This window comes from Flavobacterium sp. UBA4854, assembly GCF_002399805.1.
GTDB lineage: Bacteria > Bacteroidota > Bacteroidia > Flavobacteriales > Flavobacteriaceae > Flavobacterium > Flavobacterium ginsengisoli.
This window is the reverse complement of sequence record NZ_DHEI01000162.1, coordinates 30092-53268: the sequence shown is the minus strand read 5'-3', so window position 1 is coordinate 53268 and position 23177 is coordinate 30092. Positions and strand designations below refer to the sequence as shown.

The following is a 23177-nucleotide window of genomic DNA, read 5'->3' as shown; positions in this document are numbered from 1 at the left end:
TCTCTTTTTATGCGAATTAATATTTTTATGAAGACAGAAGATATTCCAATAACTTTTTATAAAAAACACTTCCTTGAGCAGACTGCAATTTATTATTACAATGATTTAATGCTAAAATATTGAGAGGGCACTTTTATTATTTCATATAAATTTACTCCTTCATGAATTTCAAATTTTATAAAATCATGTTTACCATCACTGATTTCTTCAATAAGCTTATTTTCGTATTCAATGATGTTTTCTTTAGATAGTAATTTTCTAGATTTATCCAGAATTTGTAAAAGTGTCAATTTACTGGTCACCATTTCTTTAGTTATTTTAGCTCTTATAAGTCTAAAAAATTCATCGTAGCTATCAACTAAAGTTTCAACTTTCCCTTTAATTATTTTATCATTAATAAAAAGATTTGCTAATAAATGATTTACGATTTCAAGTAATAAATACAAATGCTCTTTTTTAGGTTTTACAATTTCATGTAAAGCATCATTTCCCATAAATCTTATTGAATGTAATCTTTTGGATTCACTTAATGTAAGATGTCCTTTTTTATTAAGTAAATCAATTCTAACGGATAGGTTATTATCCTTAATTTTTAAGTGATTACATAATGCTTCAATTATCGCTCTTAGACCTCCAGCTGTGAGAATTGACAAATCAGCTTTGAAAGCCATGATAGTTTCAGTATATATAGTTCGAATATTTTCAGGAATGTAATGTTGATGTTCCAATTCATTAGCTTTTTCTAGATAAAAAGGAAAAATCATTTTATCAAAAAAATAATCAGCATTACCTTCTTCATCATGCTCGACCATTTCTGTATCCCCATATACTTTTAAGAAAGATATATTTTCACAACCTAAACATTCTATAACACAATAATTTTCAATCCACATAAAAAAGTCATTTTCATCACCACCTCTCAATTCTTTTTTGAAAAGTTCTTTATGATTTCTTAAACCTTTACAATTTTTACAAAAATATTTTTCTTTCATATTTTCCATAATTTAAATCCTTGCATTTAATTATTACATCCATCTATAAGTTTATATCTTGTCTAAAAAAATATCTTTGGCATAAAGATGTGTTTCTACTAAACGAATATAAAATCACTGTTATAAATCATTTTATAATTCAAGAGCCATTTTAATAAAACCACCGAAATTTTTATCCATCAATACCATGCCTGCATCTTGCGGATTATCAAGCTTATACCTTCCTTTTGCTGATCCATTTAATGCATAATAATGTCCATCAATCTCAATAACACACCAATGTTTGTCTCTACACTCAATAACTACTTCATCTGCATAAAATGGCCAATCTCCATCAAATTCAGATTTTAAAATCTTCTTATATTTTATGTTTGGATTTATTTTTCTTTCTAAATCATCTTCTAATGTTCTTTTATATACTTGTTTAGGTGTTTCTTTATATCGAGTTGTGTTTTTTCTATAATCTCTATTTCCAAAATCCTTTTCGTAAAGCAATCCAAAATCATAAAAAGATGTAGACGATATTTGTTTTGCCTTTTCTCCAATGCAATTAAAAATAATTTGTCTTGATAAGGCTGAAATAAATCGTTCAAAAATTATAATTATAATACTATTTAATTTGTAAAAAACTTCATGTTCAGTTTCTCTACTAGATAGTTTTGACAATAATTTCTCATCTCTAAATAAATGTTTATTTTCAAATTCTGTCCATAATTCCTTTGCGTTTAAGGGAATTACTTTATTTTCAGTTATTAGATCAAAATTGTAGTACCTTGACTTTTTACCAAATTCTGATATTATAAAAAGTAATTCTTTTAAGTCTTCATCGTTTTTTAAAAATTCAATATCATTATTATATTGAGGTCTTTTAAAATCAAAATAATAATTATCAATAATTTCTTTTAATAGCGATTCCAAATCGTGACCAAGATTTTTAAGGTACTTAAAAGTGGGGTACTCGCTATTTTCATTGTGATATGCAAGGCAAATATATGATTTCATGAATCTTTCAAAACCTTGTGATAAAAGTTGAAAAGGTAAAAAATGAAAATTATTGTTTAAACTAATATTTTGAAGCTCACCAAACCCAAGTACTATTAATTTACTAGATATTTCAACTTCTTCCAATAAGGCAAAATGCTTAAGTATATCTTTTTGACTCATAATCTTCTTTATTATTTTATAAAACTTTATGCTTGCATTTTATTCTTCCAAAATATCATATAAGTAAGCTAATAACCAAATTGTTATTCCCGTCTTTACTTTTAAGCTTCTAACTTGATTTTCAGTTAATCCAATATTTGGCTGATGAACATTACATAAAATAGAATAACAATCACAAACATATTGAATTTCATTTTTTGTAAAATCTTCAAGCGTGCCATATTCAAATTTTGATGTAAAATATTCTATTTTTTGTGCTCTTTTAATTTTTACCAATTCGATATTTTGTTTTCCCAAATGATATTTTTTAAAATTACTTTCAAACATCTCGACATCTTTTATTTTTTCAAGTGGAGCTAATACTTCATCAATTAAATATTCTAAAATAGTTCTCAAAGAAATTAAGCATTGTCTTAATTTATCAGGATTGTTTTCAGATTCAAGAACTTGAGTTGCTCCAATCCAAAGGTTTTCAAGATTATGATTTTCTAAATATGGTATTAGATTATCATTCAAAATTTTTTCTTTTTCCTTAATATCATCATCTGTTAAGTCAGACGCCAATGATTCTTTGAATTCCTCAGCAGATCTTAAATTTAATATTTCTAAATCACTAATAAAACCAAATTGTAATTCCGGATTATTTTTAATTCTTTCTGGAATAGTAGAAATTTGTTTTAATGTTTCTAAAAATTCTTCATTAAATAAATTACCAAACTTTGGTATTTCAATTTTCGGTAAAACAAAATTTGGAATTGGCATAATTTGAAAATCAATTTTAGGAAAGTCAAAACCAGGAATAGTAAATTTAAATTTATTCTGCATTTCAATCATTTGTCTTACACTTTCTGGAATTGGTTTAGCAAGTTTAGCAAACTCATTTAAAGTCTTATTAATTCCTGCAATCTCTTGCATTTTATCAAAGTTATTTTCCATTTTTTAGTTTTCTTAAATGCATTACGCACATATTAATTTGCTTAGCTTAATCAAAATTTTATCGGAAGAAATCTATTAAAAGTATATAAATTTTTCAGAACAAATACTCAATGATGATTTATCTTTTAAATGCTTTTTTTAACATCTTTTCAACAGCTACCTTTGTTTGTTCAGCAACATATTTATGTGCTTTTTCAATTAACTTTTTTTTAAATTCTTCACAGCAGCAATTAATTTGAAATCCTTTTGTTGTCTTTATAAATTCAGGACTGACATTATGCTCTGTACATACTTCATTTTCAATTTTACGTTTAATTGCGCTATAATCTAGAAAATCGCTCATATTTTTTTATTTAATTATTGAACAAAGCTATTCATGTAGTACGCAATGTTTTTGCGTAGTTAAAAATTCATTCAAATTACTGGTGTTATATTTAAAAATTACTTGCAGGAAATCATTTCTTCTAACCGTTAAAATGACATTATAACACTAATCAATACTTCAATATAAAACTATCTCACTGCTTTAACTTCAGAATTCCAAGAACCACTTCTAAAAGAAAAAAAGCAAAGCAAGGTATTGGACACAGCCAGAGAAGTGCGCATAACATTTTTCTTCGTTCCTCAAAAAAATGCCCTTCGGGACTTATAGCACTTCAACTGTCTGACTGTCCAATTAAAGACTGCTTTCTTTTTTCCCTTTTTCTTTTTTTTAAGTATTTCATTGTAACATTCTACAGCCATCATGACCATATTTTGCGCATGATACATTCAAATATTTTCTTTAAATTAGAAGCCTGCTTTTAAGAATCTCCAAAGATTGCCATGTTCCTGCAATCTGCAAGATGAACGGTTGTTTAACAACCGCCTATCTTGCCACACATTGCCTCGGAACTCGGCGGTGGAGAAACTTAAAAGAAAAGAGTTTGATAATAATGAAAATGAAAGATGATGAAAAGAGAAAATTCAAACAGAACACGAATCGTGGGACTGCGATTCACTGCCTTGGAGTATGCCGAGCTGGAAAAGAGATTCAGAGCAAGCACCTGCCGAAAATTAAGTGATCATATCCGAAGACACTTATTCAACAAACCAATTGTAGCAACTTACAGAAATCAGTCTTTAGACGATCTGATGGAAGAGACAGCTTTGCTTACTTCCGAATTACGGGCAATCGGCAATAATATCAATCAAATCGCCAGAAAGATAAACACGTTCAAAACAGTTCCCGATTTCAAAGGGCATCTTTACCTGTTCGAGATACAGAGAAAAAGGCTTTTTGATAAAATGGAAGAGGTCTCAGGTCACACCCAAAAAATAGCAGAAAAATGGTTGCAGTGATAAAAACAAGTTCGTCCATAAGAGGCATTCTGAATTACAACGAAAATAAAGTTGAGATTGGAAAAGCTGAATGCATCAGTGCTGTGAATTATCCGCTGGAACTGGAAAAACTGAGTTTTACTTCAAAATTAAACCGCTTTCTAAAACTGGCAGAACTCAATACCAATGCAAAGCGAAATACAGTGCATATCTCGCTAAACTTTGATCCTTCGGAGAATCATTCAAAAGAAAAACTGGCTGAAATTGCAGACATCTATATGGAAAAACTGGGATTCGGCAGACAGCCTTATCTGGTTTATCAGCATTATGATGCAGGGCATCCGCACTGCCATATCGTGACAAACAACATTCAGAGAGACGGAAAAAGAATCGACCTGCATTTATTAGGGATCAGAAAATCAGAACCTGCCCGAAAAGAAATTGAAGAAATGTTTGGGCTTGTAAAAGCTGAAGGAAGAAAACAGAAAGAACAATTTTCGTTAAATCCGATAGATGTCGGCAGAGTTCAATACGGAAAAGCAGAGTCTAGAAGGGCGATCAATTCAGTTTTAAATAAGGTTTTATTTGATTACAAATATTCAAACCTGCCTGAACTCAACGCAGTTTTAAACCTCTATAATGTTCATGCTGACAGAGGAAGCGAGGAATCAAGAGTTTTTAAAAACAACGGACTGCTTTACAAGATACTTGACCAGAATTCAAAACCGATAGGCGTGCCCATAAAAGCCAGTGAATTCTACACCAGACCTACCTTAAAATTTCTGGAGGAAAAATTCAGAATAAACGAAACAAAGAAGCAATATTGCAAAAATCATGTCAGAAATACTTTGAAACAGGCTTTTTTTGATGAAAGAATTACTTCTGTTGAGAGATTATCTGAAAGGCTCAAAGATGAAGCCATTCATACTGTGCTAAGAAAAAGCAGTGAGGGAAAGCTTTATGGAATTACTTTCATAGACTTTAAAACACAGTCGGTTGTCAATGGAAGCAGTCTGGGAAAAGAATTCAGCGCAAAAAGAATTCAGGAAAGCTGTGCAATGAACATACTTGCACTTGAAAGAAAGTATCAAAACTCTTTTTCAACAAATTCAGAGAACTTTAAAAATTTTGAATTAAGAGAGTATTTAAAAGAAAATCTTGCAGATATACTCCTTCGTGGTGAAAAAATAAATGACTACATATCTAAAGAATTTAAACAAAGAAAGAAGAAAACAATTAAGAGAGGAATTTGATTACTAGAGAAACATTTATCCTTTCCCATTTTTCAAGTTACATAGTTATTAGAGATTACCTAAATTTATCAAAAATCATTTCTTTAGGTCTAAATAAAATTCAATACCAGCATCTGGAAAAATTGAAGAATATACTTTCTTCTTAGTGTTATAACTCAAAGGGTTTATTTCGATTAAGATTTTAATATTTTCAATGTATCGGTCGTCAATTAAACTAAAGATATACTCTATAAAATCAAATGCGCTTTTATAATATTTTTCGACATTTTCTTTTGAAGGATTTAAGTATGCTTTATTCAGAACTTCGATTTGAAAAGATTTTTTAGTAAGATTAAATAAAGGAAATATATCATCAAAATATTCTTCTCCAAGAATGTTTATTTTAGAATTTTCGTCAAAGTGAACATACTTATTTCTGATAGATATGAGATCTAAAATATTTTTTATCTCCTGTCTATCAATATCTATATCATGTTTAAAAATATGAGTGAAGAACTTGATGTTTTCTAACTTTTCCTTAAAACTATAGTTGAGATATTTTTTTAAGACATCTTCATAATTCAGCAGTTCCTTTTTTGCTCCTATTCTAATGATTATATTAATAAAAGATTCAATCATAAAAGCTGTATTTAGCAATAGAGATTTAGCTTTTGGATGAAAAGCAATTAAATTGCTTGTGTACACCTTAAGACCAGAAAGATAAACATCTATCTCTTGCTTTGTAGCTATGTGACCTTTAATTAAAGGTGGCTCGTCCAAATTTATATTACGAACTTCTTCAATTAAATCAGTTATTGAATTCAAATAACTCTTATAATGGTTTATATAAACTATATGTTTTTCAAATTTCAAAATTTGAAAATTTATCTCATCTTTATATTTTTCAAGGTTTTTTTGAAAAAACGTATGTATATTAAAGTTAGAATCTTCATGATAAAAGGTAACTTCTAATTGTTTGCATGTTCTAACAAGATGAACAAATCCTTTATCATTTTCAACTACAAAATCCCACCAAATTAAATTGTCCAGTGGAAGTCCTTCTTTAAACGTTGTGTAAATTCCATTTGGTTTGTCAATACCCACACATTTAAATAAAGAATATAATCTTAAACAATTATAGTTTAAGTCTCGAATTGAGTCTATATTGTAATTTGCTTTTTTTTGAAAAAAATCTAAGTATTTTATAGGTACTAAATTCCAGTTTGCTATTTCATAATCAATTGTATATTCCATATATGTATTAAATTACAATAAGTATGACATTTCTAAATTCATTTTGTAAAGTTTTAAAATATTTTGCTTTTTGAATTTAGCTATATATGCAAATTAAAAAAAATAGCCCCCGACGATAGACTATTTTTATTTATCTCCTACAAACTAAATTGTATAGTTAGTAAGAAGCTACTTGTGTGTGGTGTCATTTCTGACTGTCGGTTGTAGCAATATCTTAATAAACTTCTTGACTTCTTTTTGCTTGCAGTTCCATTCTAAAATCAAACTCCGTCCATTTAGTAAACCAAAATTTTTCTTGCTCTATTAAGTTTACTTGATTACTGTTAATACTGATCAAATTTAATAATTCCTTTTTAAATTTATATTTATTTACTTTTTTATTAAAATTGTTTTTTAAACCCATTATTGAATCTACTAAATTTTCTTCATATTTATAAACATTGAATCCATCATCTTTTTGTAACTCATCTTTATAAGCATTAAAGCAATGTGATATTTTTTGAAAAACTCTTTTATCCATTACTCCTAAAGATTTATTTTTGTATATCTCTAATAGTGCTGTTTTAGTGTCTTTTAAATAATTCTCTAAATTGTTTATTGGCTGAATAATGGAAGTATGAAATCTATCTAAATCATGTAATAGTTTATTTTTGTCATTATTTTCTATTTTATCATTTAAATATGGGCAACTTAAGACATCCATTAATAGTAAAATTAGTTCTGTATCACTTTTCCAATTAGAATTAAAAACTGCTTGCTTAAACTTCTCAATAATATGTTCCTTTAATTTATCTTTAATATCTCTATAAACTTCAATGTCTTTCAAATAAAAAAGCAAGACCGTTATAGAGAAATAATTTAGTTTGTTGCTAAATTCTATTATGCCACTTGAATGAATTTTTATATTAAAATAAGAAGAAAGAACCTTCGGGTTTAATCTATATTCGCGTCCTAACTGACTTAAAGCAATTAATAGATATAATGTTTCAATCTGCGTTTCTTTTTTTGTTTTATTCTTCTGTAATATTAAATATATTTCATCTGAAATTTTCTTTAAAACATTATGTTTGTTTTGAGGTAAAAAAGGCTCGCTGTAACCATTTGTTTTATTCTTTTTTAAAAAACATATGATTTTATCAATTATCAAACAAAGTTTAATAGTTGAATTAACTCGGGGGGAAACAGAATATAAAAAAAAAGCTACATCTAAAATTTCTAAAAATCCTTTTTCAAATTCTTTCTGGAATTTCTCATTTTTATTTTCTAAATCTATATTTTCTATGAGCTTAGCAGTCCTTTTGTCTAAAACTGCTAAGCTATAATTCATAATGTCTTTATACTCGACATTTGTTTCTTTTACAATAGACTTAAATCTAGTAATTACATTATTAGACGAAAAATAAACCGTATTTAAACTTGCAACATTTCCGGTATTTTCCTCATTTATGCTAATTGATTTTTCTTTTAACTTTAAATGATCATGAAACAAGTCACTAATTTTTTGTTTTGCCAAACTAATTTCGGTTATAATTGGCTTATCATATATAATTGATTTATTATCGTTTATATACATTTTGTATTCTTTCAAGCAAAATTTGAATTCCTTTAGTATTCTTTCAATATCATTTTCATTATTATAAAAGATAAAAAAATCATCCACATATCTAAATATTTCATAATCTACCTTATGAATTAGACTATTACAATCTTGATCTTCAATTTTTAATCTTTCATATATATTTCTGTCAATCTGTTGAAGAATTAATTCAGCGAAAATTCTGGAAAATTCTGGACCGATAACAATTCCATTAGTCTCATTTGCATTTAAAGATTGCATCAACCTATCAAATTCTCCAGCGAAAGTATTTAAGGAAGGATCAATATTATCCTTTATTATAGTTTTATTGAAAATTGCCCAAGAGATAGTATGGGTATAAATACTGTCGAAACATTTAGAAATATCGATTTTCAGTAATTTATTATATTTTTTTTCACATCTATGAAATTGATATGATTCGAAAAATTTATGAATATTACTATATTTTTGATAAGTAAAATATGATTTTAAATTTTCATATTCACTTTCATCTTGTTCAATCTGCGAATGTTCTAAATCTCCATCAATATTCTTTTTATGGAGCAAATCATTATAAAAAGTGAATTTTGCAACACTTGCTGGTTTTCTTATTGAAAATGGACTTACAGTGCAATAGTAGAGAATTAGGCTCTCATATTTTTTATAAAAATCTGAAACAAGTACTTGATTTTTTGGATGAATAATATTTAGTTCTCTGTAATCATTTACTTTATGATTAATATTAAAGATAAAAGGGCTGTTTTTAATTCCAGAGCTAAACAAAATATCTTCAATTATAGAGAAAGCTTTATTTTTAGAATTTCTAAATTTACGATTTGAAATGCTTTTTCTTCTCTTAAGTAAATAATTATAAAAATACCTATTTGAAAAAATTAGAGGCGTTTCATATGGTAAAACATCTGATAAAACAACTCTTTCATTAGAATATGTTATTAATATTTTTTTCCTCATATTATAATTTTTTCCAAATTTTTAAAATTTTTTCATTTTGAAAAGCACGAAAATTAAAATTCAAGAATGACTTTTCATTGAATCCATTATAAAATGATAATTTTTGTAGTCTATCAATTAAAGAAGGCTTGCTACTTGCAACAATCTTTTCTATTTCAGCTTGTAAAACTTTATCAAGTTCAATAAGATTACTTAGATCGTTTATAAATTCATTTGAATAATAAACACCGACGAAAACATTATCTTTCCTTCTAACTAGTTGATAATTATTAGTTAAAAATTTAATTCTTTGGAGAAGAAGCCGATTTATACTATTATGATTATTTGGGAATTTTAATTTTTCTGCCGTAAAATCCTCAAATGAAGTTTTTATTTTGTCAATATATCTATTGTATTTTTTGTCCGACATTAAAATTTTCAATGGCTTTCTTTCAATATGTTCGGTAGTTGTTTGCTGTAATAGATTCAGAGAATAGTCATCCGTATTCATTCCTATTTTATCATTATAACTTTTAAACTTATCTTGATTTTTTATAAGCTTTAAAGGAATATCAGTTGAAGATACGATCTTACTTGCAGTCGTTTTTTTATAGCCAATTATAAATTTATAGCCCAAATAATTAAGTTCATAATCTTTTGATTTTTTCCTATCCTTATTTTCTTTTCTTAAGTCTAAAATAGAAGTTTTAGAAGCATTGATATTTAATCTTGTACTTTTTAAAACCATGCTTTTTAATTCTGCCTTATAATTTAAGATTGATTTACTTTCCCTCCTATTTTCAGGCGTAATCACTATAATAATATCATCCACGTACCTACAATAATAAGTAACATTCGGATAGGTTGCTATTTTTTTATCAAAATCTCTTAAGTAAAGTTCGGATAGATATGCACTTATACCAATTCCTCTGGGTACACCAACTCTTTCGTCGTCTATCGTTTTAATACCATCACTTACCAATATTTTCCAATATTGATTAAGAATATCTTTAATTATTTTTTTTGAAGGATAACTTAATAAACTATTTTCATCAATTTTTGATAAAAGTTCTTTATGCGGAATTGATTCATAAAAGCTTTCAATATCTGTTCTTACTATAACTTTCGGGAAACCATCATCTAAAATTAATTTAAGCTGTGAAATTATATCTTTCCTGTTTGCTTGTTTTACCTTAAATGTTTTATAGAGATTTCTTTGTAGTTGCTTTAAAACAAAAAAGTGTTCTGGTTTACTTTCAACTGTATAAAGCTGGTTATCAAATTTTATTTGCCCTTTTTTAATTTCAATTTTATAATTTTCATTATTAGTTATCTTTCCTAACTCTAAAAGTATTGCTTCAAGTATTGTTTCTCTTTCTTCAATTAATTTCTCTTTTTCAATATTCAGATCATCAATCGCTTTATAGTCTTCTTTTTTCCTTAAGTGTTTTTTAGGCAATTTATTGAATTCCTCATTTATTCTTTTATTTAATGTAATTTTCTTCTCCGTAATGTCACGTGATTTCTGAAAAATGTCCGCATTTTTAAATGTTTTTTTATTTTCAAGATAGTTTCCCTTTCTGTTCTCAACATCAAGGATTATCCTAAAATTCTCATAAGAAAAAGATTGATCTAGCATTTTAAAATTTGTTTCTTTTTTCAGTTTACATATTCGGTTTCCATAACAAATTAAAGTAATTTATTTATTATCGCATTATGGAAAACCGTAACAAGAAAATAAATTTTCCAATTATAAACAATGCGTATAAATACTGTTTTTATACTCGTAATTAAAAATTGATTTACTAGATTAACTCAACTGCTTTACGAAGTAATAAGAAATGTTCTCTATTTAATAAATCAAATTTGTTTTAATCCAAACACACATGCTATACTACTAAAATAAACTGCCATAAATTGGTTAGGCAATTTCATGGTTCCTACTAATTCTTCGAAATATTAAGATCAGCGAAATTGATATTTTTTTTGTGAGAAATGTATTCAACAAATAAAAAGCCCGTTTGATGGTTTGTGAAATAAAAAATTCTATTTTTGGAAAATCCAAAAACTAAAATTTATCAGATCAATCAAATATGATAGACCAATCAAACATATACACAAGCTAGGTGTGATAGCAAAAAACTAGCGTAAATAAAAGATGTATATTTGAAACTTAAAAAAATATGACAACAATAGGACTCAGAGCAACTCCAAATGAGATATATTACGCTATTATTGAAAAAGAAGATAGTGGCGTGATTTCAATATTATCTTGCTCAAAATTAATTATTCCATTATCACTAATTTTCCCAGAACAGTTAAATTTTGTTCGCAAAAATTTCAAAGATATTATTCTTGAATATTCTGTTGAAAATGCTGGGATTAGAATAACTGAAAGTACTGCAAGATCCATTAGTATTCAACGTGTATCTTTTGAGGCAATTCTTCAAGAATTACTGTCAAATAGTTCTGTCATGAAATACTTTGTTGGACAAATTTCAAATATTTCTTCTAAAATTGGATTTCCTCGAGAAGAATTCAAACCCTTATTAGTCAAAAATGCTGAATTTGACATGATCGAAAATTGGAATCAATACGATGTAATATGTAAAGAAGCTATTTTAGTTGGATTAGCCTCATTAAATTTATAAATATGAGTATAGGATTAACAACCGCAAATTTAAATTTTGAATCTATAAAAGAAATTGGTCAACAAGGGAGAAATTCCCAAGTCTATTTATCCCACGATAAACAACTTGATGCAGAGATTGTAATCAAAAAAGTTTTAAAGGCAAAAATTGCTGACCCTTTAGAATTTTATACGGAAGCAAAAAGACTGTATGCATCTGAACACCAACATGTAGTTCAAATCAAATATGCTTGTGAAGATACTGATTGTATATATTTAGCAATGCCTTATTATAAGAATGGATCTTTGAAAACATTGATTGATTCAAGATTTTTAACGGTACGAGAAATTATCCGTTATTCAACACAATTTTTATCAGGACTTCACAATATCCACGTCAAGAAATTAATACATTTTGACATAAAGCCTGATAACATTTTATTGTCTGACAATAACGAAGCTCTTGTGACAGATTTCGGTCTCACAAAAAATATGAATTCGTTAGGGTTTGCATCAAGTTCGATGCACTATCCAAAGCAGATTCCCCCAGAAGTATTTTCCCAAACTCAACATAGTATGTTATATGATATTTACTCAGCAGGTGTAACCCTATATCGTCTTTGTAATGGAAATACCGTTTATTATAATCAATTTGCAAATTTTAGTTCGCAACCTGCTTATATTTCTGCTATACAATCAGGAAATTTTCCTGATCGAACATTTTATTTCTCACACATACCTAAACTTCTTCGGCAAGCAATAAATACTGCAATGAGTGTTGATCAAGGCTCAAGACATCAAACTGTCCTTGAGTTAATGAATGAACTTTCAAGCATCAATTCTCTTTTGGACTGGCAAATGACAATTACAAGTACCAGCAATAATTGGACACTAGACTTAGATGATAAAATTATTGTTGTATCTTTAACTTTTAACGGAACAGTTTATAATTTGAGTGCAACTAAGACAATTAAAGCATCTGGCAACACAACAAATATAGCCAGTGCTGATATTAAAAACATTAAACTCACAGCGATTGATAAAACTGTTCAGAAGGTATTATTATCTCTTGAATGAAAAAAAAGATTCAAAATAAAAACCTTTCAAGAAGTCAAAATTCGTTCCCTTATCTATCAAATAGCTTAGAGGTAAGACTCTCATTATCAAAATCCGTTGATATTTCTAATAATCATAAAATTCAAGAGGAAAATGGGTATTGGAAAATTTTACCTATTCAGAAAAAAACTAAGAGATAGACACTGCACCTAACTGTAATTTTGAAACAAATACAAAAATTCACTAAAATGGAAGTAAAATTTGACTTAGTTAGAATTGGAAAAATTCGAAAAAACTCGTTCGCTGAAATGATTCTCAAACAGAATGTTGACTTTTTAAAAAATAGTATTCGAATATTTCTAAAAAATGAATATCCTAGTGATAAACATGATAAAATTAGTCTTGAAATGATTATTCCTGCAAAAGGCTATAATATTAAAATAGCATTAAGAAGTGTAAAAGATAATCGTATAAAAAAAGAATTGAGAGATAATTTTCCATATTCTATTTATAAAGGTAAAGACACAATTATTGAAATGAATGCGTTAAATAGAGTCTTTGGTGGTTACTGAATAAAAGAAACTACTGGGAAGAACATTTACACAAGGTCTAGGTATTTTTCTTAATTAAAATTGGTTTCCTACTTAATATGATTTTGTTACTTCGAAACACTAAGGTTTCATAGAAGATTTGATTTTTAACATCCAAACTTTCTTTGAGATTTTTAAATTCGATTTAAGTAGTTAACACCAGCGGTAGTTGTTATATAAATTATATCAAAACGTTTTTTGCGTGAAATCACATTTTGGATAAGATTTACACCCAAAAAAACTTCCATATTTCCCTTGGCGTTCAATCAATTTATTACCGCATCTGGGACATTTTATTTCTTGAATTATTTTCTTATCAGGATTATTAATTCTTCGTTTAACAGAATTAATATGTTCTCTTTGATCAACCGATTTTACTAAGTTAAAATTATTAATTTTTTGAAAAATATTTTCTTTATCGGTTTCTGATAGATTTACACGTGAATATTTTTTAATCGTTTTTATAAGAAGATTTACATTAATAACGTCAATGTTTGTATCTACTTTTATGTTGGCTTTTGTACAGAAAACCACAATAGATATGTATTCTAGATCGCTGTATACTTTTAGGCAATTTTTCAAGGCTTTTATATGTCCCTCATTTTGGAGAATAGGATTATAAAACTTTGTTTTGTATTTATATATTACTTGAGTCCAATACTTTGAGTTTTCATATCCAACAATCCATCCTTTATAATTTTTGGTCTCAATGACAAAGACTCCAAAACTAGAAATTACTATATGATCGATTTGAGTAGTTATTGCACCCGTTTTTAGGACGACATTATTAATAACTTTATAATCTGACTTATCAAAGAAATATAATATTAAAGAAACTTTTTTCTCTCCAATTATCCCTTTGATTTTTGACTTATAAAAACCAAAAATAAACATTAGTAAAAAAATCAGAATTAGAAAAGTTAATTCCATAAATTTCCATTATAAATTTCACCTAATATAATATAAAAGAGACTGTTATAAAATAAAAGTTTATAAAAAAATTTCGGCAAATTGGTTGTAAAATAGGATGCTTCACACTGCTAAAACGAGAAAAGCTTCAGATTTATTTGAAGCTTTTCTCGATAATTTTAAATCTACCTTGGCATTCTTTGGACAAAGATTACAAATTTGCGCTGTTGCTTACAACATATCATAGGATTTATTTAGCGAACATTGCATAAAACCATATATTTAAAAACTACCAACTTACATTTATTATTCCTTCATCGTAATCTACAGACACTGAATAACCTGCTTCTTCCAATTTTTCTTTACAATATCTTAAGTCCTTAGAATTTAATCCTGCAGTTTTATCATACTCAAGTGAATATTTGCCTTCGGAAGTTTCCTGTGCAATATCCATATAGATACCATCTAGAACTCTATCTTCTAAATAGTCTTCATCTCTTGAATAGTTATTAATTCCATCAGCTGTATTTCTTGCGTCACTCGCTTCCATATATAATTATTTTTAGTTTATTTTTTTCTTTAATCAAAAAACATATTTTTATTCTTCCCTGAGCAAACTGAATATCATCTATTTTTTTAATATTTACTCGTGAAAGTAATTATTTTTTTCATGAATATTAAATGCATTTTGATTATTCAATTGTAAACTTTACAATGTGAAATTGTGGCTTACATTCTTATTTTGATTTTTTGCTACTTTAACTTTATCAATATAAGTTTTTCCAGAGATGTCAGTTATTGTAAACCCTTTCCTATTTTTTGATTTTATATATACATAGTAAACTCCAGGAGACACATTTATACTATAATTACCGTTATTATCTATTGTAGTTTCTATAAAAGGCTCTTTCCCATTTTGAAATTGAAATAAAGTGGGGAACAACTCTTTATCTATATTTTTAAATTTTTCATCAGTTTCTGCATTATATTTTTCTAACTCTTTACTATACTTATGAAGATCTTGCTGAGCGTTCTCCATATCTGCCTTATACTTTTCTTTTTCACTTCCCTTTGAATTATTGTATAAGAAAGAACAGTTATCGTACCTTGTCTTGGTCATTTCATAAATGTTTCTATACGAACTTGCAAAATGATAATTTTTCCACAATTGGTAGTCAAAATTTTTGACTTGTGCGGAATCTACAACTACGACAGTCGCTCCAAGATCAGGTTTATCACCTTGGTATTTATTAAAGTAATATGTGACTACTCCTTTTATAACGCTTGTAGCTGAATTTGTATCAACTGGATCTTTTGAGTAAGTAAAAGTTCCATTCTTATTCAAAATAACTTTTCTACCGCTTTCAGTAGTTGCAATTTCTTGACTATAGATAAATGATACTGCAAAGAATAAAAACAAAGAGGTAACGTTTTTCATAATGATCTTTTTTTTGTCGAATTTAATTAATCTGGATTGCTATATTTTATGGATTTCCGTAATTATCGTTTTTTTTCGAACATATAATTTCGCTAAAATCTCTCCGATAACAAATAACTATCATTAATTCATTATTACAGTACGGGAAATCGTAATGCAGAGATAAATTTTATTTCAATGGAGGTTGTTTTTTGATGAATGTAACATTATTCTTCTCAAAGTTTATTGGCTTTAAAGGAGTTGTCACTTCATTTGGTTTGATAAAAGAATTATGTCCCCATGTAGACAAAAAATCATTAATTACTTTTACAAATGATTGTTGTATTTTTTTTTCAACTTCATTAGGGTTTTTAGGTTCAATTAAATATTCAAAACTTGTTTCAAAACCATCGGTTCGACTCCAAATATTAATAATTATTGATGCTTCTATATTGCTTGTGTTATTATTCAAAGACTTATAAACACATTCATTAAATATTTGTGGTGTAAAGCTTGAAGTTCCATTGTTAATTAAAATTATTCCGCCTTTATGCTTTTGACTATGGAGAATATTATTCTTTGTTGATTTAATTTGTTCCGATGCTGATTTGATTGCTTCTTGAATAGGACTCCTAAAGATATTTGTAAAGATGCTGTAATTTAATTTATCAAAATCTTCTGTTGTTATTTCAATAAAATTCGAATTTTTGGAATTATAAAAATTGGCAAGTTTATTTTGAACACTTTCTTTTAACAAGCGTTCTTCTTCAATTAATTTAAGTTCAAAAATATAATTATCGATTACATAATCTGCATTTCTTATTTTATTCTCCTCTTTATAAACTAATCTCTTACCTCCTGCTTGTTCAAATACATTATCAATTAAATCTTCCGTTATTTTCGGAAACAATAGAGGAGGAGAATTTTTAAAACCACGCCAATTATCAGTAAAAACTAAAAAAGAATCTTTACCCGATATTACTTTTTCATATTCTTCAATTACAGACTGGTCTTGATTATAGATTAAGTTTTCAATTAAAGTAGATTTATGAATCTTTGAAATAGGAGTCCATTTTTCTGATCTAATAAAGTTAATTGCTTTTTGTAGTGCAGAATTTTCATCTTCATCACCTATTAAAATACATAATGTTGCAATTTGCCAAGAAAAATATTTGACATGATTATCAAGTGGAACTGCTTTCAATAAAAATCTCTGAACTCTATTACTCATAATTTTATAATTTTAGATAGTTCTGTCGCTTCTGGCAAACTTGCCTCTAACGTCTTGAAGTTTGTAAAGATTGAATTCGGACTGACGAAAACATTCCAAATATAATGTAACTTTTTATTAAGCCAATTGCCCTAATCCGCTATAGTAGATGTTATTTGCAGTGCTTTTATCAGCAATATTTTCTCCAAGCTATTCGTAATTGTTCGGCTGTTCTTGACAATATATAATCGGGTTCTGAATTTCCATCAAATGTCATTTCTCTGTATTTTGTTTCTGCCAATCCACTTGAAACAACATTTTTCAAATCACCTATTGGTTTTTCATTTTCTATAATGTCAATAAGTTCATCAGAAAAAGTATTATTTATTACGTGACATATTAATCTTAAATCAGATTCGTTAATTTCTTCATTTACATAAGCTTCAAATGCAATTGCTAGATATTCAACTTTAACTGTAGAATCACTTTGTTCAATAGTTGTAAATATTGCATCTCCAAATTTTGTTCGACTCTTTTCATTTTTTTTTGAATCATTAATAAGTACCTTCTTTTGTTCACTATTAATTTCTCCAATCTTTTCTAAAAACAATTTTATTTTATTAAGATAAGCTCTATCTCTTAAACTCTGGATACCTCTAATAATTTTTAAGGAAGACCCAAGAATTGGTATCTCTTTTATTACTTCATTTTCTATTAATGAATCTATAAATACTTCTGAATTGTCAGCTAAAAAATCTTGAAAATTTTCGTTCATGTTTTTGGTTTTGTATTGCATACACTATTCTGGCAATTGTTAAGGCTGGAGAATAAAGATGCGAGATTTTTCGGTTAAACACAAATTTCCCAAGTATAAAACCAACTTTCCATTAAGCCTAAAAACCCAATCTCGCCAAACAGCTGTTAGCGGAAGGCTTTCTTGCTTATAATTAAGGTTCTATTTGCAATAAATTCAGTGGTTTACTTTTCTAAATTAACTTTTGTGTAATTTCGTAAAGTTGTAATTAATTTTTAATATTTCAGTATGATTCAATTTGATATATATCGAGATTTAACAAAAGAAATCTATGCAGATGACATTCCAAAGTTTTCAGGTTCTGAGAATTGGGGAAATTTAAGTAGTAAATTTCTATTTATATTCAGCAGATTAGATTATCTGAATGACACTTTAGTTTCAATATGCGAAAAAGTAGAAATTTATAATGTCAATCTCAAACAGAGAAATGGTTTGACTAGTAAGAAAATTAAAATCGCACCTTACATTGAAATTATTCACGTTATGTCAGATTTAAGAATGATAGTTGATGAGCTTATAGCTTTGCTATACATTGTTGAAAAAAGAAAAGTTTTAGGCGATTATCCTAGTAAAATTGAAATAGATTCTATTGGCAATCTATTGGGTAAATGGAATGAGAGAAAATTTGATGATGTGAGATTCTTTATTGATTACAAAGATTTTTTAAAGAATGTGAATGATATTACGAACACTTACAAACATTCATTTATAAATGACCATATTGTATTTTACAGACAACTTGATAAGCCAACTGTTTATGCAATAAGGAATTTTAATAGCGAATTTGACAAACAAAAAAATAAATTAATAGCAATTCCATTAGAGAATATTGTAAATGATTTCAATAAAATGTTTAAGGAGTATAGAATATTATTAAAAGAAATGACGTTTGAGCAAATAGTAGATGATTTTGAGAAGAAAAAACAATTATAAAATTTTAAAGGATAAAATCATTAAATTTTCCACGAAATCATTTTCGAAGAAGCTTTCTGCTAACTATTTATATGCGTGACAAAACCACACAAATCTATTCAAATATTAGGAGAGATATGTGTTAATTTCATTTAATTATTTATTTAATCATATGCTTTTACTACAAATAATGAAAGGGCTTTTATATGATTGATATTTTTTTACATTTAAAATGAGTGGTAACGCAAAGAAGAGAAAAAAATTAAGATGCACATTCTAAAATATTATAATAATCTAAGATAATCTGGTTAGATATTTGAATGCTTCCCGCTACAAGTATAAAGCTTCAGAGAAATCTGGAGCTTTTTTTGTTTTTGACTATTTCTTTTGAGGTTTTATATTTTTTGTCACATCTGTTATCCTTAAATTAGTCTTTTCTATTATCTCGATATATTACTTCCCATGTTGGTTCAAATTCTAACTCTTCAAATTGGAACGAATGTAAATTTTTATCTTTATATATATCACTACTAAAAGTATCTTGTATCCAATTTAAGAAAGTCCAATTCCCTACTTTTTCAGGCTTACCCCATCTTCTTGTTTTCAAAATTGTTGCTTTCGAATTTATTTTTTCCGATAGCTTTTTTAAAATAGGTCTGGAATCAAGTTTTAAACTCTTAGCTATTGCAACTACAATGAAATATCCAAATTCAATATGCCGTTTGTTTTCAAAACCTATTTGATTAGATATTGAAATGTAAATTTCTGGAGGACATTGCCTTTTTTCGCAAATTGTCCAAATCGGTGACCAAAGTTCGAAATCAAGAAAGTAATTCTCCTTGTCATCAGACATTGTCCACTTTTCGTGTGATTTTTCATTCCATTTAAGTCGTCCAAGCTTTAAATCAGAATGATAGACAAATTCTTTATTGTCCTTTTTAGAAAAACGTTTTTCAAGTTTGAATTTAGTTGCCCTAATTCCTGTTTCTTTTAAAGATTCACTTTGTTTTACTAGCAAATCAAAATATGGTTCAAAGCTCGATTTCCAATTTGTTTTTATCCAAGGAAATTTTTTCTCGTCAACCTGTCCAAAAATTAAGTAAAAATCATACTGTCTATTCTCCCAACTACAATCAGCATTAGTCAAATTGTCGTAAAGATTTACAAACTTATCTTCAAGTTGTTTTATTAATCTCATTTTCTGTTGTTTTGTTTATGAATATAACTAATTTATATATGCAACAAAACTATCAAAATTGTCATGATATTTTATTTTATAATAAATCATTTAAGATGCGTATTCAATAAAATTATAATAATCCACAATAATGTGGTTAGATATTTGAATGCTTCCCGCTACTAAGACAAAAGCTTCAGATTTCTCTGAAGCTTTTTTTGTTTTTACCCATTTTTTGATTCTCTTTTTAGGCCACAGATTGCAAATCCGCGTTATCGCTATCTGTATATTGGAGTTATCGGATTTTTATTTCGTCCGTTTTGCTTCTATCTTTTTTCCATTCTGTAATAAAAACAAATTTGAAATTTCTCCTTTTTCGTTCTTTTCAAACTGAATTTGCGCATCTACTACTTTGTAGAAAAATAACATTTCACTTTCTACAAATATTCGGAACGCATCTTGTCCTGTCAATTGTGAAAATAGTTGGTCTTTATCTAATGAAATTTTGATTTCAAAATCTTTTTCAACTTCATAAGTCCCAACAAACTTTTGAAGTTCTTCAGTTGTAATACTAATTTCTTTTCTGATTTTTTGCACAGGCAATGGTTTATTATATAAAATATTTCTAATTGCTTTTGAAGGAATTGAAACGTTGCTGTGATTTTGAAGCATTATTATTGTTTTATCATTTGTAAGATGTCTATCGATAAAAGTTACATAACCTGGCCAACCCCCATCATGGTTTGCAATTTTTCCAAAATCAGCATTTTCTTCAATTCCCCAACCAAAACCATAATTCCTTTTAGCTCCGTCTTTCAAAGTTGTTAATTCAAAAACTGCTTTCATTCCCTCTTTTGTGAGTAATTTATTGGTATATAATGCTCGATCCCAAATCAGTAAATCGTTTACAGTTGAATTGACTGTTCCGTCTCCAACAATACCATCAAGCCAAATAACCATTTTAGTTTCTTTCAATTCGTCTGGTAAAACATATTTTTTCAAACTATCTGAGTAAACATAACCAAAAGCATAATTGTCAATTTTCTTTGGTGATAATCTACGATTGTAAACAAAGGTATCTTTCATTTTCAACGGTTGGAAAATAGCTATTTTTAGATAGTCAGCGTATGTCATACCCGATGCTTTCTCAATTATAGATGCCAATAATGCATAGCCCGTGTTGCTATATTCCCATTTAGTATTTGGCTCAAATAATATTTTTGGCTGATGTTTACTAAATATATCAATTATGTCTTTGTTCGTGGCAATTTTAGATTTATCAAATAAACTATCCATAAGCTGCATATAGTCTGGCAGACCTCCAGTATGGTTCAATAAGTTTCTTACAGTTACACCCTTATAAAAAGAAAGTTCGGGTAAGTATTTTTTGATGTCATCGTCCAAATTCAACTTTCCTTTTTCTTTAAGTATCATTATCCCCATAGCTGTGAACTGCTTTGAACAAGATGCCAATTCAAAAATCGAATTTTCGTTCAATTTTTCTTTTGTAGTTTCGTTTGCAAGTCCAAAACTACGGCTATAAATAACTTTACCTTTTTCTGCAATTAGAAAATTTCCATTGATTTTCTCTTTTGAATAAAGTGAATTGAGCAAACTGTCAATTTTTTGAATTCTGTCTTGTCCAAATGTAAGATGTGCAATTAAAAGAAGTCCAATTGTAATTGTTAATTTCATTTTTTATTTTTTTGTTAATTAATGAAGATGAGATGCCTCGCAAAATTGCCACCAACTTATTTACATGTATGACAAAACCACACATAGCCATCCAAATTTGGATAGCTATGTGTGATAAATTTCATACATTATTTATCTCTCAAATATATATTTTTTTCACTACAAACTGTTAAAAGGACACTAAATTTGATTGAGGCTTTTTAGCACTTAATATGAGTGATTATACAAACAAAAAGCATAGAAAAAAATCAAGAAACACATGCTAAAATATTGTGATAATCCAGGATGATCTGGTTAGCTATTTGAATGCTTTCTCATACTAAATAAAAAAGCTCCAGATTTCTCTGAAGCTTTTTTATTTTACAAACTTTTTCCGAAGCTTTATATTGTTTTGTTCACGGGCGGGACGCTTGCGTTAGTGAGGAACAGAAGAAGGATGCCTCAATTACAATTTTTTATTTCAAGTTTATAATCCAATGTATTTATTTGTTGAATAAAATATTTTATCGAATTTTCTTTATCCATTCCACTAAAGCAGTATGCTACAAATCCTTTCACAAAATCTTCGCCAATAGCTTGCGAAATTATCAATTTCGGATTAGTAGTTGCTTCTTCCATTAATTTACAGAATACCGTTGATTCTTCATCTGTCATTTTTTTGTCAAAATAAATTTCATAATTGAATGTAGTACTCATAAAATTGCGGTTAATTTCATTATTAAAGCAATACCAAATTACGATTTTATTTCCAGTTCTGTTTCGGTATGCATCACGCATGCCCATTTGTTGTTTTCTTTAACCCAAGTCGAAGTGCAGACACACTTTATAGGTGCTTTTTGACTTTGATCTACTATCTCAAAATCGAGACGATATCCTATTACAGCAGTATTTTCGGCAATTAGTTTTTCTTTTACATCATAGATGTTCAGCACTTTTATTTTATTGGTCTGCCCAGAGTCGAACATATTTTTGAACTCAACCTCACTGATGCTCTGAATACCATTTTTTCCGGCAACTATGCAAGGAAAAAATGTCAAATTTCTTACTGTTTCATAATCATTATTTTCAACTCCGTTCCAGTATTTTTTTTCCAATTCTATAATTTGACCTTCCATATCATCTTGTTATTAATTAGACATTTCACAAATTTCACATTAATATTGAAATAAAGTCGCTCTTTTAACATAGATTTAATTTAAGCTTTTTAATCATAAATCAGGCTTTGGACCTTTTGAAATTATAGATCTCATCACTCCAGGAAACCATCTTTGCAGCCAAACAGCAAGTTTGCCATGACCTGTGAAAATGTAATTTCTCTTTCGTTTTAAAATAGCTTGTACCAT

Annotated in this window: 22 protein-coding genes; 6 read left to right on the top strand and 16 right to left on the bottom strand. The window is 27.8% G+C overall.

The window, feature by feature from the left end:
• Positions 1 to 95: 95 nt before the first annotated feature.
• From B3J44_RS23555 to B3J44_RS23540, 4 genes are all read right to left on the bottom strand, one after another.
• Positions 96 to 992, bottom strand: coding sequence for a DUF4145 domain-containing protein (locus tag B3J44_RS23555; protein WP_286971893.1), 897 nt, complete (start codon positions 990 to 992; stop codon positions 96 to 98).
• A gap of 132 nt (positions 993 to 1124) precedes the next feature.
• Complete coding sequence (locus B3J44_RS23550; RefSeq protein WP_286971889.1) at positions 1125 to 2156, bottom strand: hypothetical protein; 1032 nt, start codon at positions 2154 to 2156, stop codon at positions 1125 to 1127.
• A 39-nt stretch (positions 2157 to 2195) separates the two neighbouring features.
• Positions 2196 to 3092, bottom strand: coding sequence for a hypothetical protein (locus tag B3J44_RS23545; protein ID WP_286971886.1), 897 nt, complete (start codon positions 3090 to 3092; stop codon positions 2196 to 2198).
• Between the two features lie 118 nt (positions 3093 to 3210).
• Positions 3211 to 3435 (bottom strand): hypothetical protein, encoded by a 225-nt coding sequence (locus B3J44_RS23540; RefSeq protein ID WP_286971885.1) that lies wholly within the window; start codon positions 3433 to 3435, stop codon positions 3211 to 3213.
• Between the two features lie 605 nt (positions 3436 to 4040).
• Between B3J44_RS23540 and B3J44_RS23535 the strand changes: the two genes are divergently transcribed.
• Together B3J44_RS23535 and B3J44_RS23530 are read left to right on the top strand one after the other, a co-directional pair.
• Positions 4041 to 4433, top strand: coding sequence for a plasmid mobilization protein (locus B3J44_RS23535; protein ID WP_286971882.1), 393 nt, complete (start codon positions 4041 to 4043; stop codon positions 4431 to 4433).
• Positions 4421 to 5665 carry a relaxase/mobilization nuclease domain-containing protein gene (locus B3J44_RS23530; protein ID WP_286971880.1) on the top strand — a complete coding sequence of 415 codons (1245 nt, stop codon included), beginning with the start codon at positions 4421 to 4423 and terminating at the stop codon, positions 5663 to 5665. Before B3J44_RS23535 ends, B3J44_RS23530 begins: the two co-directional genes overlap by 13 nt.
• A gap of 75 nt (positions 5666 to 5740) precedes the next feature.
• Here the strand turns inward: B3J44_RS23530 and B3J44_RS23525 are convergent, their stop codons facing one another.
• From B3J44_RS23525 to drt3a, 3 genes are all read right to left on the bottom strand, one after another.
• Positions 5741 to 6898 (bottom strand): hypothetical protein, encoded by a 1158-nt coding sequence (locus B3J44_RS23525; protein WP_286971879.1) that lies wholly within the window; start codon positions 6896 to 6898, stop codon positions 5741 to 5743.
• A 214-nt stretch (positions 6899 to 7112) separates the two neighbouring features.
• The gene (gene drt3b / locus B3J44_RS23520) at positions 7113 to 9446 is read right to left on the bottom strand and encodes an antiviral reverse transcriptase Drt3b (protein ID WP_286971877.1); all 2334 of its coding nucleotides are present in this window, start codon (positions 9444 to 9446) and stop codon (positions 7113 to 7115) included.
• Between the two features lies 1 nt (position 9447).
• Positions 9448 to 11064: an antiviral reverse transcriptase Drt3a gene (gene drt3a / locus B3J44_RS23515; RefSeq protein ID WP_286971875.1), complete on the bottom strand. Its 1617-nt coding sequence runs from the start codon at positions 11062 to 11064 to the stop codon at positions 9448 to 9450.
• Positions 11065 to 11608: 544 nt separating this feature from the next.
• Here drt3a and B3J44_RS23510 point away from each other — a divergent pair.
• The 3 genes from B3J44_RS23510 to B3J44_RS23500 all read left to right on the top strand — a co-directional run bounded on the left by B3J44_RS23510 (position 11609) and on the right by B3J44_RS23500 (position 13682).
• Positions 11609 to 12076: a hypothetical protein gene (locus B3J44_RS23510; RefSeq protein ID WP_286971873.1), complete on the top strand. Its 468-nt coding sequence runs from the start codon at positions 11609 to 11611 to the stop codon at positions 12074 to 12076.
• A gap of 2 nt (positions 12077 to 12078) precedes the next feature.
• On the top strand, positions 12079 to 13131 hold the full coding sequence (locus B3J44_RS23505) for a serine/threonine-protein kinase (protein WP_286971871.1): 1053 nt from the start codon (positions 12079 to 12081) through the stop codon (positions 13129 to 13131).
• A gap of 227 nt (positions 13132 to 13358) precedes the next feature.
• Positions 13359 to 13682: a hypothetical protein gene (locus tag B3J44_RS23500; protein ID WP_286971869.1), complete on the top strand. Its 324-nt coding sequence runs from the start codon at positions 13359 to 13361 to the stop codon at positions 13680 to 13682.
• Between the two features lie 204 nt (positions 13683 to 13886).
• Here B3J44_RS23500 and B3J44_RS23495 read toward each other — a convergent pair whose 3' ends face one another.
• The 5 genes from B3J44_RS23495 to B3J44_RS23475 all read right to left on the bottom strand — a co-directional run bounded on the left by B3J44_RS23495 (position 13887) and on the right by B3J44_RS23475 (position 18011).
• Positions 13887 to 14630 carry an NERD domain-containing protein gene (locus B3J44_RS23495; RefSeq protein WP_286971866.1) on the bottom strand — a complete coding sequence of 248 codons (744 nt, stop codon included), beginning with the start codon at positions 14628 to 14630 and terminating at the stop codon, positions 13887 to 13889.
• Positions 14631 to 14898: 268 nt separating this feature from the next.
• Positions 14899 to 15159, bottom strand: a complete 261-nt coding sequence (locus B3J44_RS23490) for a hypothetical protein (protein WP_286971864.1) — start codon at positions 15157 to 15159, stop codon at positions 14899 to 14901.
• Positions 15160 to 15318: 159 nt separating this feature from the next.
• Complete coding sequence (locus tag B3J44_RS23485) at positions 15319 to 16047, bottom strand: hypothetical protein (protein WP_286971861.1); 729 nt, start codon at positions 16045 to 16047, stop codon at positions 15319 to 15321.
• A gap of 169 nt (positions 16048 to 16216) precedes the next feature.
• Positions 16217 to 17257 (bottom strand): hypothetical protein, encoded by a 1041-nt coding sequence (locus B3J44_RS23480; protein ID WP_286971858.1) that lies wholly within the window; start codon positions 17255 to 17257, stop codon positions 16217 to 16219.
• 169 nt (positions 17258 to 17426) lie between these two features.
• Positions 17427 to 18011, bottom strand: a complete 585-nt coding sequence (locus tag B3J44_RS23475; protein WP_286971855.1) for a hypothetical protein — start codon at positions 18009 to 18011, stop codon at positions 17427 to 17429.
• 267 nt (positions 18012 to 18278) lie between these two features.
• On the opposite strand from B3J44_RS23475, the gene B3J44_RS23470 reads away from it, so the two are divergent.
• Positions 18279 to 18983 (top strand): hypothetical protein, encoded by a 705-nt coding sequence (locus B3J44_RS23470; protein WP_286971852.1) that lies wholly within the window; start codon positions 18279 to 18281, stop codon positions 18981 to 18983.
• Between the two features lie 406 nt (positions 18984 to 19389).
• On the opposite strand, the gene B3J44_RS23465 is transcribed toward B3J44_RS23470, so the two are convergent.
• The 4 genes from B3J44_RS23465 to B3J44_RS23450 all read right to left on the bottom strand — a co-directional run bounded on the left by B3J44_RS23465 (position 19390) and on the right by B3J44_RS23450 (position 22949).
• On the bottom strand, positions 19390 to 20160 hold the full coding sequence (locus B3J44_RS23465) for a hypothetical protein (RefSeq protein WP_286971849.1): 771 nt from the start codon (positions 20158 to 20160) through the stop codon (positions 19390 to 19392).
• Between the two features lie 285 nt (positions 20161 to 20445).
• Entirely contained in the window at positions 20446 to 21834 is a 1389-nt protein-coding gene (locus B3J44_RS23460; RefSeq protein ID WP_286971847.1) for a serine hydrolase, read from the bottom strand.
• A 441-nt stretch (positions 21835 to 22275) separates the two neighbouring features.
• Positions 22276 to 22530, bottom strand: coding sequence for a hypothetical protein (locus tag B3J44_RS23455; RefSeq protein ID WP_286971843.1), 255 nt, complete (start codon positions 22528 to 22530; stop codon positions 22276 to 22278).
• 38 nt (positions 22531 to 22568) lie between these two features.
• Entirely contained in the window at positions 22569 to 22949 is a 381-nt protein-coding gene (locus tag B3J44_RS23450) for a DUF4440 domain-containing protein (protein WP_286971840.1), read from the bottom strand.
• Between the last annotated feature and the right edge of the window lie 228 nt (positions 22950 to 23177).

Coding starts and splice junctions, on each gene's coding strand:
- drt3a (WP_286971875.1), bottom strand. CDS start 11,064: ATGCTAGATCAATCTTTTTCTTATGAGAATTTTAGGATAATCCTTGAT.
- B3J44_RS23525 (WP_286971879.1), bottom strand. CDS start 6,898: ATGGAATATACAATTGATTATGAAATAGCAAACTGGAATTTAGTACCT.
- B3J44_RS23510 (WP_286971873.1), top strand. CDS start 11,609: ATGACAACAATAGGACTCAGAGCAACTCCAAATGAGATATATTACGCT.
- drt3b (WP_286971877.1), bottom strand. CDS start 9,446: ATGAGGAAAAAAATATTAATAACATATTCTAATGAAAGAGTTGTTTTA.
- B3J44_RS23455 (WP_286971843.1), bottom strand. CDS start 22,530: ATGAGTACTACATTCAATTATGAAATTTATTTTGACAAAAAAATGACA.
- B3J44_RS23450 (WP_286971840.1), bottom strand. CDS start 22,949: ATGGAAGGTCAAATTATAGAATTGGAAAAAAAATACTGGAACGGAGTT.
- B3J44_RS23540 (WP_286971885.1), bottom strand. CDS start 3,435: ATGAGCGATTTTCTAGATTATAGCGCAATTAAACGTAAAATTGAAAAT.
- B3J44_RS23485 (WP_286971861.1), bottom strand. CDS start 16,047: ATGAAAAACGTTACCTCTTTGTTTTTATTCTTTGCAGTATCATTTATC.
- B3J44_RS23480 (WP_286971858.1), bottom strand. CDS start 17,257: ATGAGTAATAGAGTTCAGAGATTTTTATTGAAAGCAGTTCCACTTGAT.
- B3J44_RS23555 (WP_286971893.1), bottom strand. CDS start 992: ATGAAAGAAAAATATTTTTGTAAAAATTGTAAAGGTTTAAGAAATCAT.
- B3J44_RS23535 (WP_286971882.1), top strand. CDS start 4,041: ATGATGAAAAGAGAAAATTCAAACAGAACACGAATCGTGGGACTGCGA.
- B3J44_RS23550 (WP_286971889.1), bottom strand. CDS start 2,156: ATGAGTCAAAAAGATATACTTAAGCATTTTGCCTTATTGGAAGAAGTT.
- B3J44_RS23500 (WP_286971869.1), top strand. CDS start 13,359: ATGGAAGTAAAATTTGACTTAGTTAGAATTGGAAAAATTCGAAAAAAC.
- B3J44_RS23545 (WP_286971886.1), bottom strand. CDS start 3,092: ATGGAAAATAACTTTGATAAAATGCAAGAGATTGCAGGAATTAATAAG.
- B3J44_RS23505 (WP_286971871.1), top strand. CDS start 12,079: ATGAGTATAGGATTAACAACCGCAAATTTAAATTTTGAATCTATAAAA.
- B3J44_RS23465 (WP_286971849.1), bottom strand. CDS start 20,160: ATGAGATTAATAAAACAACTTGAAGATAAGTTTGTAAATCTTTACGAC.
- B3J44_RS23490 (WP_286971864.1), bottom strand. CDS start 15,159: ATGGAAGCGAGTGACGCAAGAAATACAGCTGATGGAATTAATAACTAT.
- B3J44_RS23495 (WP_286971866.1), bottom strand. CDS start 14,630: ATGGAATTAACTTTTCTAATTCTGATTTTTTTACTAATGTTTATTTTT.
- B3J44_RS23475 (WP_286971855.1), bottom strand. CDS start 18,011: ATGAACGAAAATTTTCAAGATTTTTTAGCTGACAATTCAGAAGTATTT.
- B3J44_RS23460 (WP_286971847.1), bottom strand. CDS start 21,834: ATGAAATTAACAATTACAATTGGACTTCTTTTAATTGCACATCTTACA.
- B3J44_RS23530 (WP_286971880.1), top strand. CDS start 4,421: ATGGTTGCAGTGATAAAAACAAGTTCGTCCATAAGAGGCATTCTGAAT.
- B3J44_RS23470 (WP_286971852.1), top strand. CDS start 18,279: ATGATTCAATTTGATATATATCGAGATTTAACAAAAGAAATCTATGCA.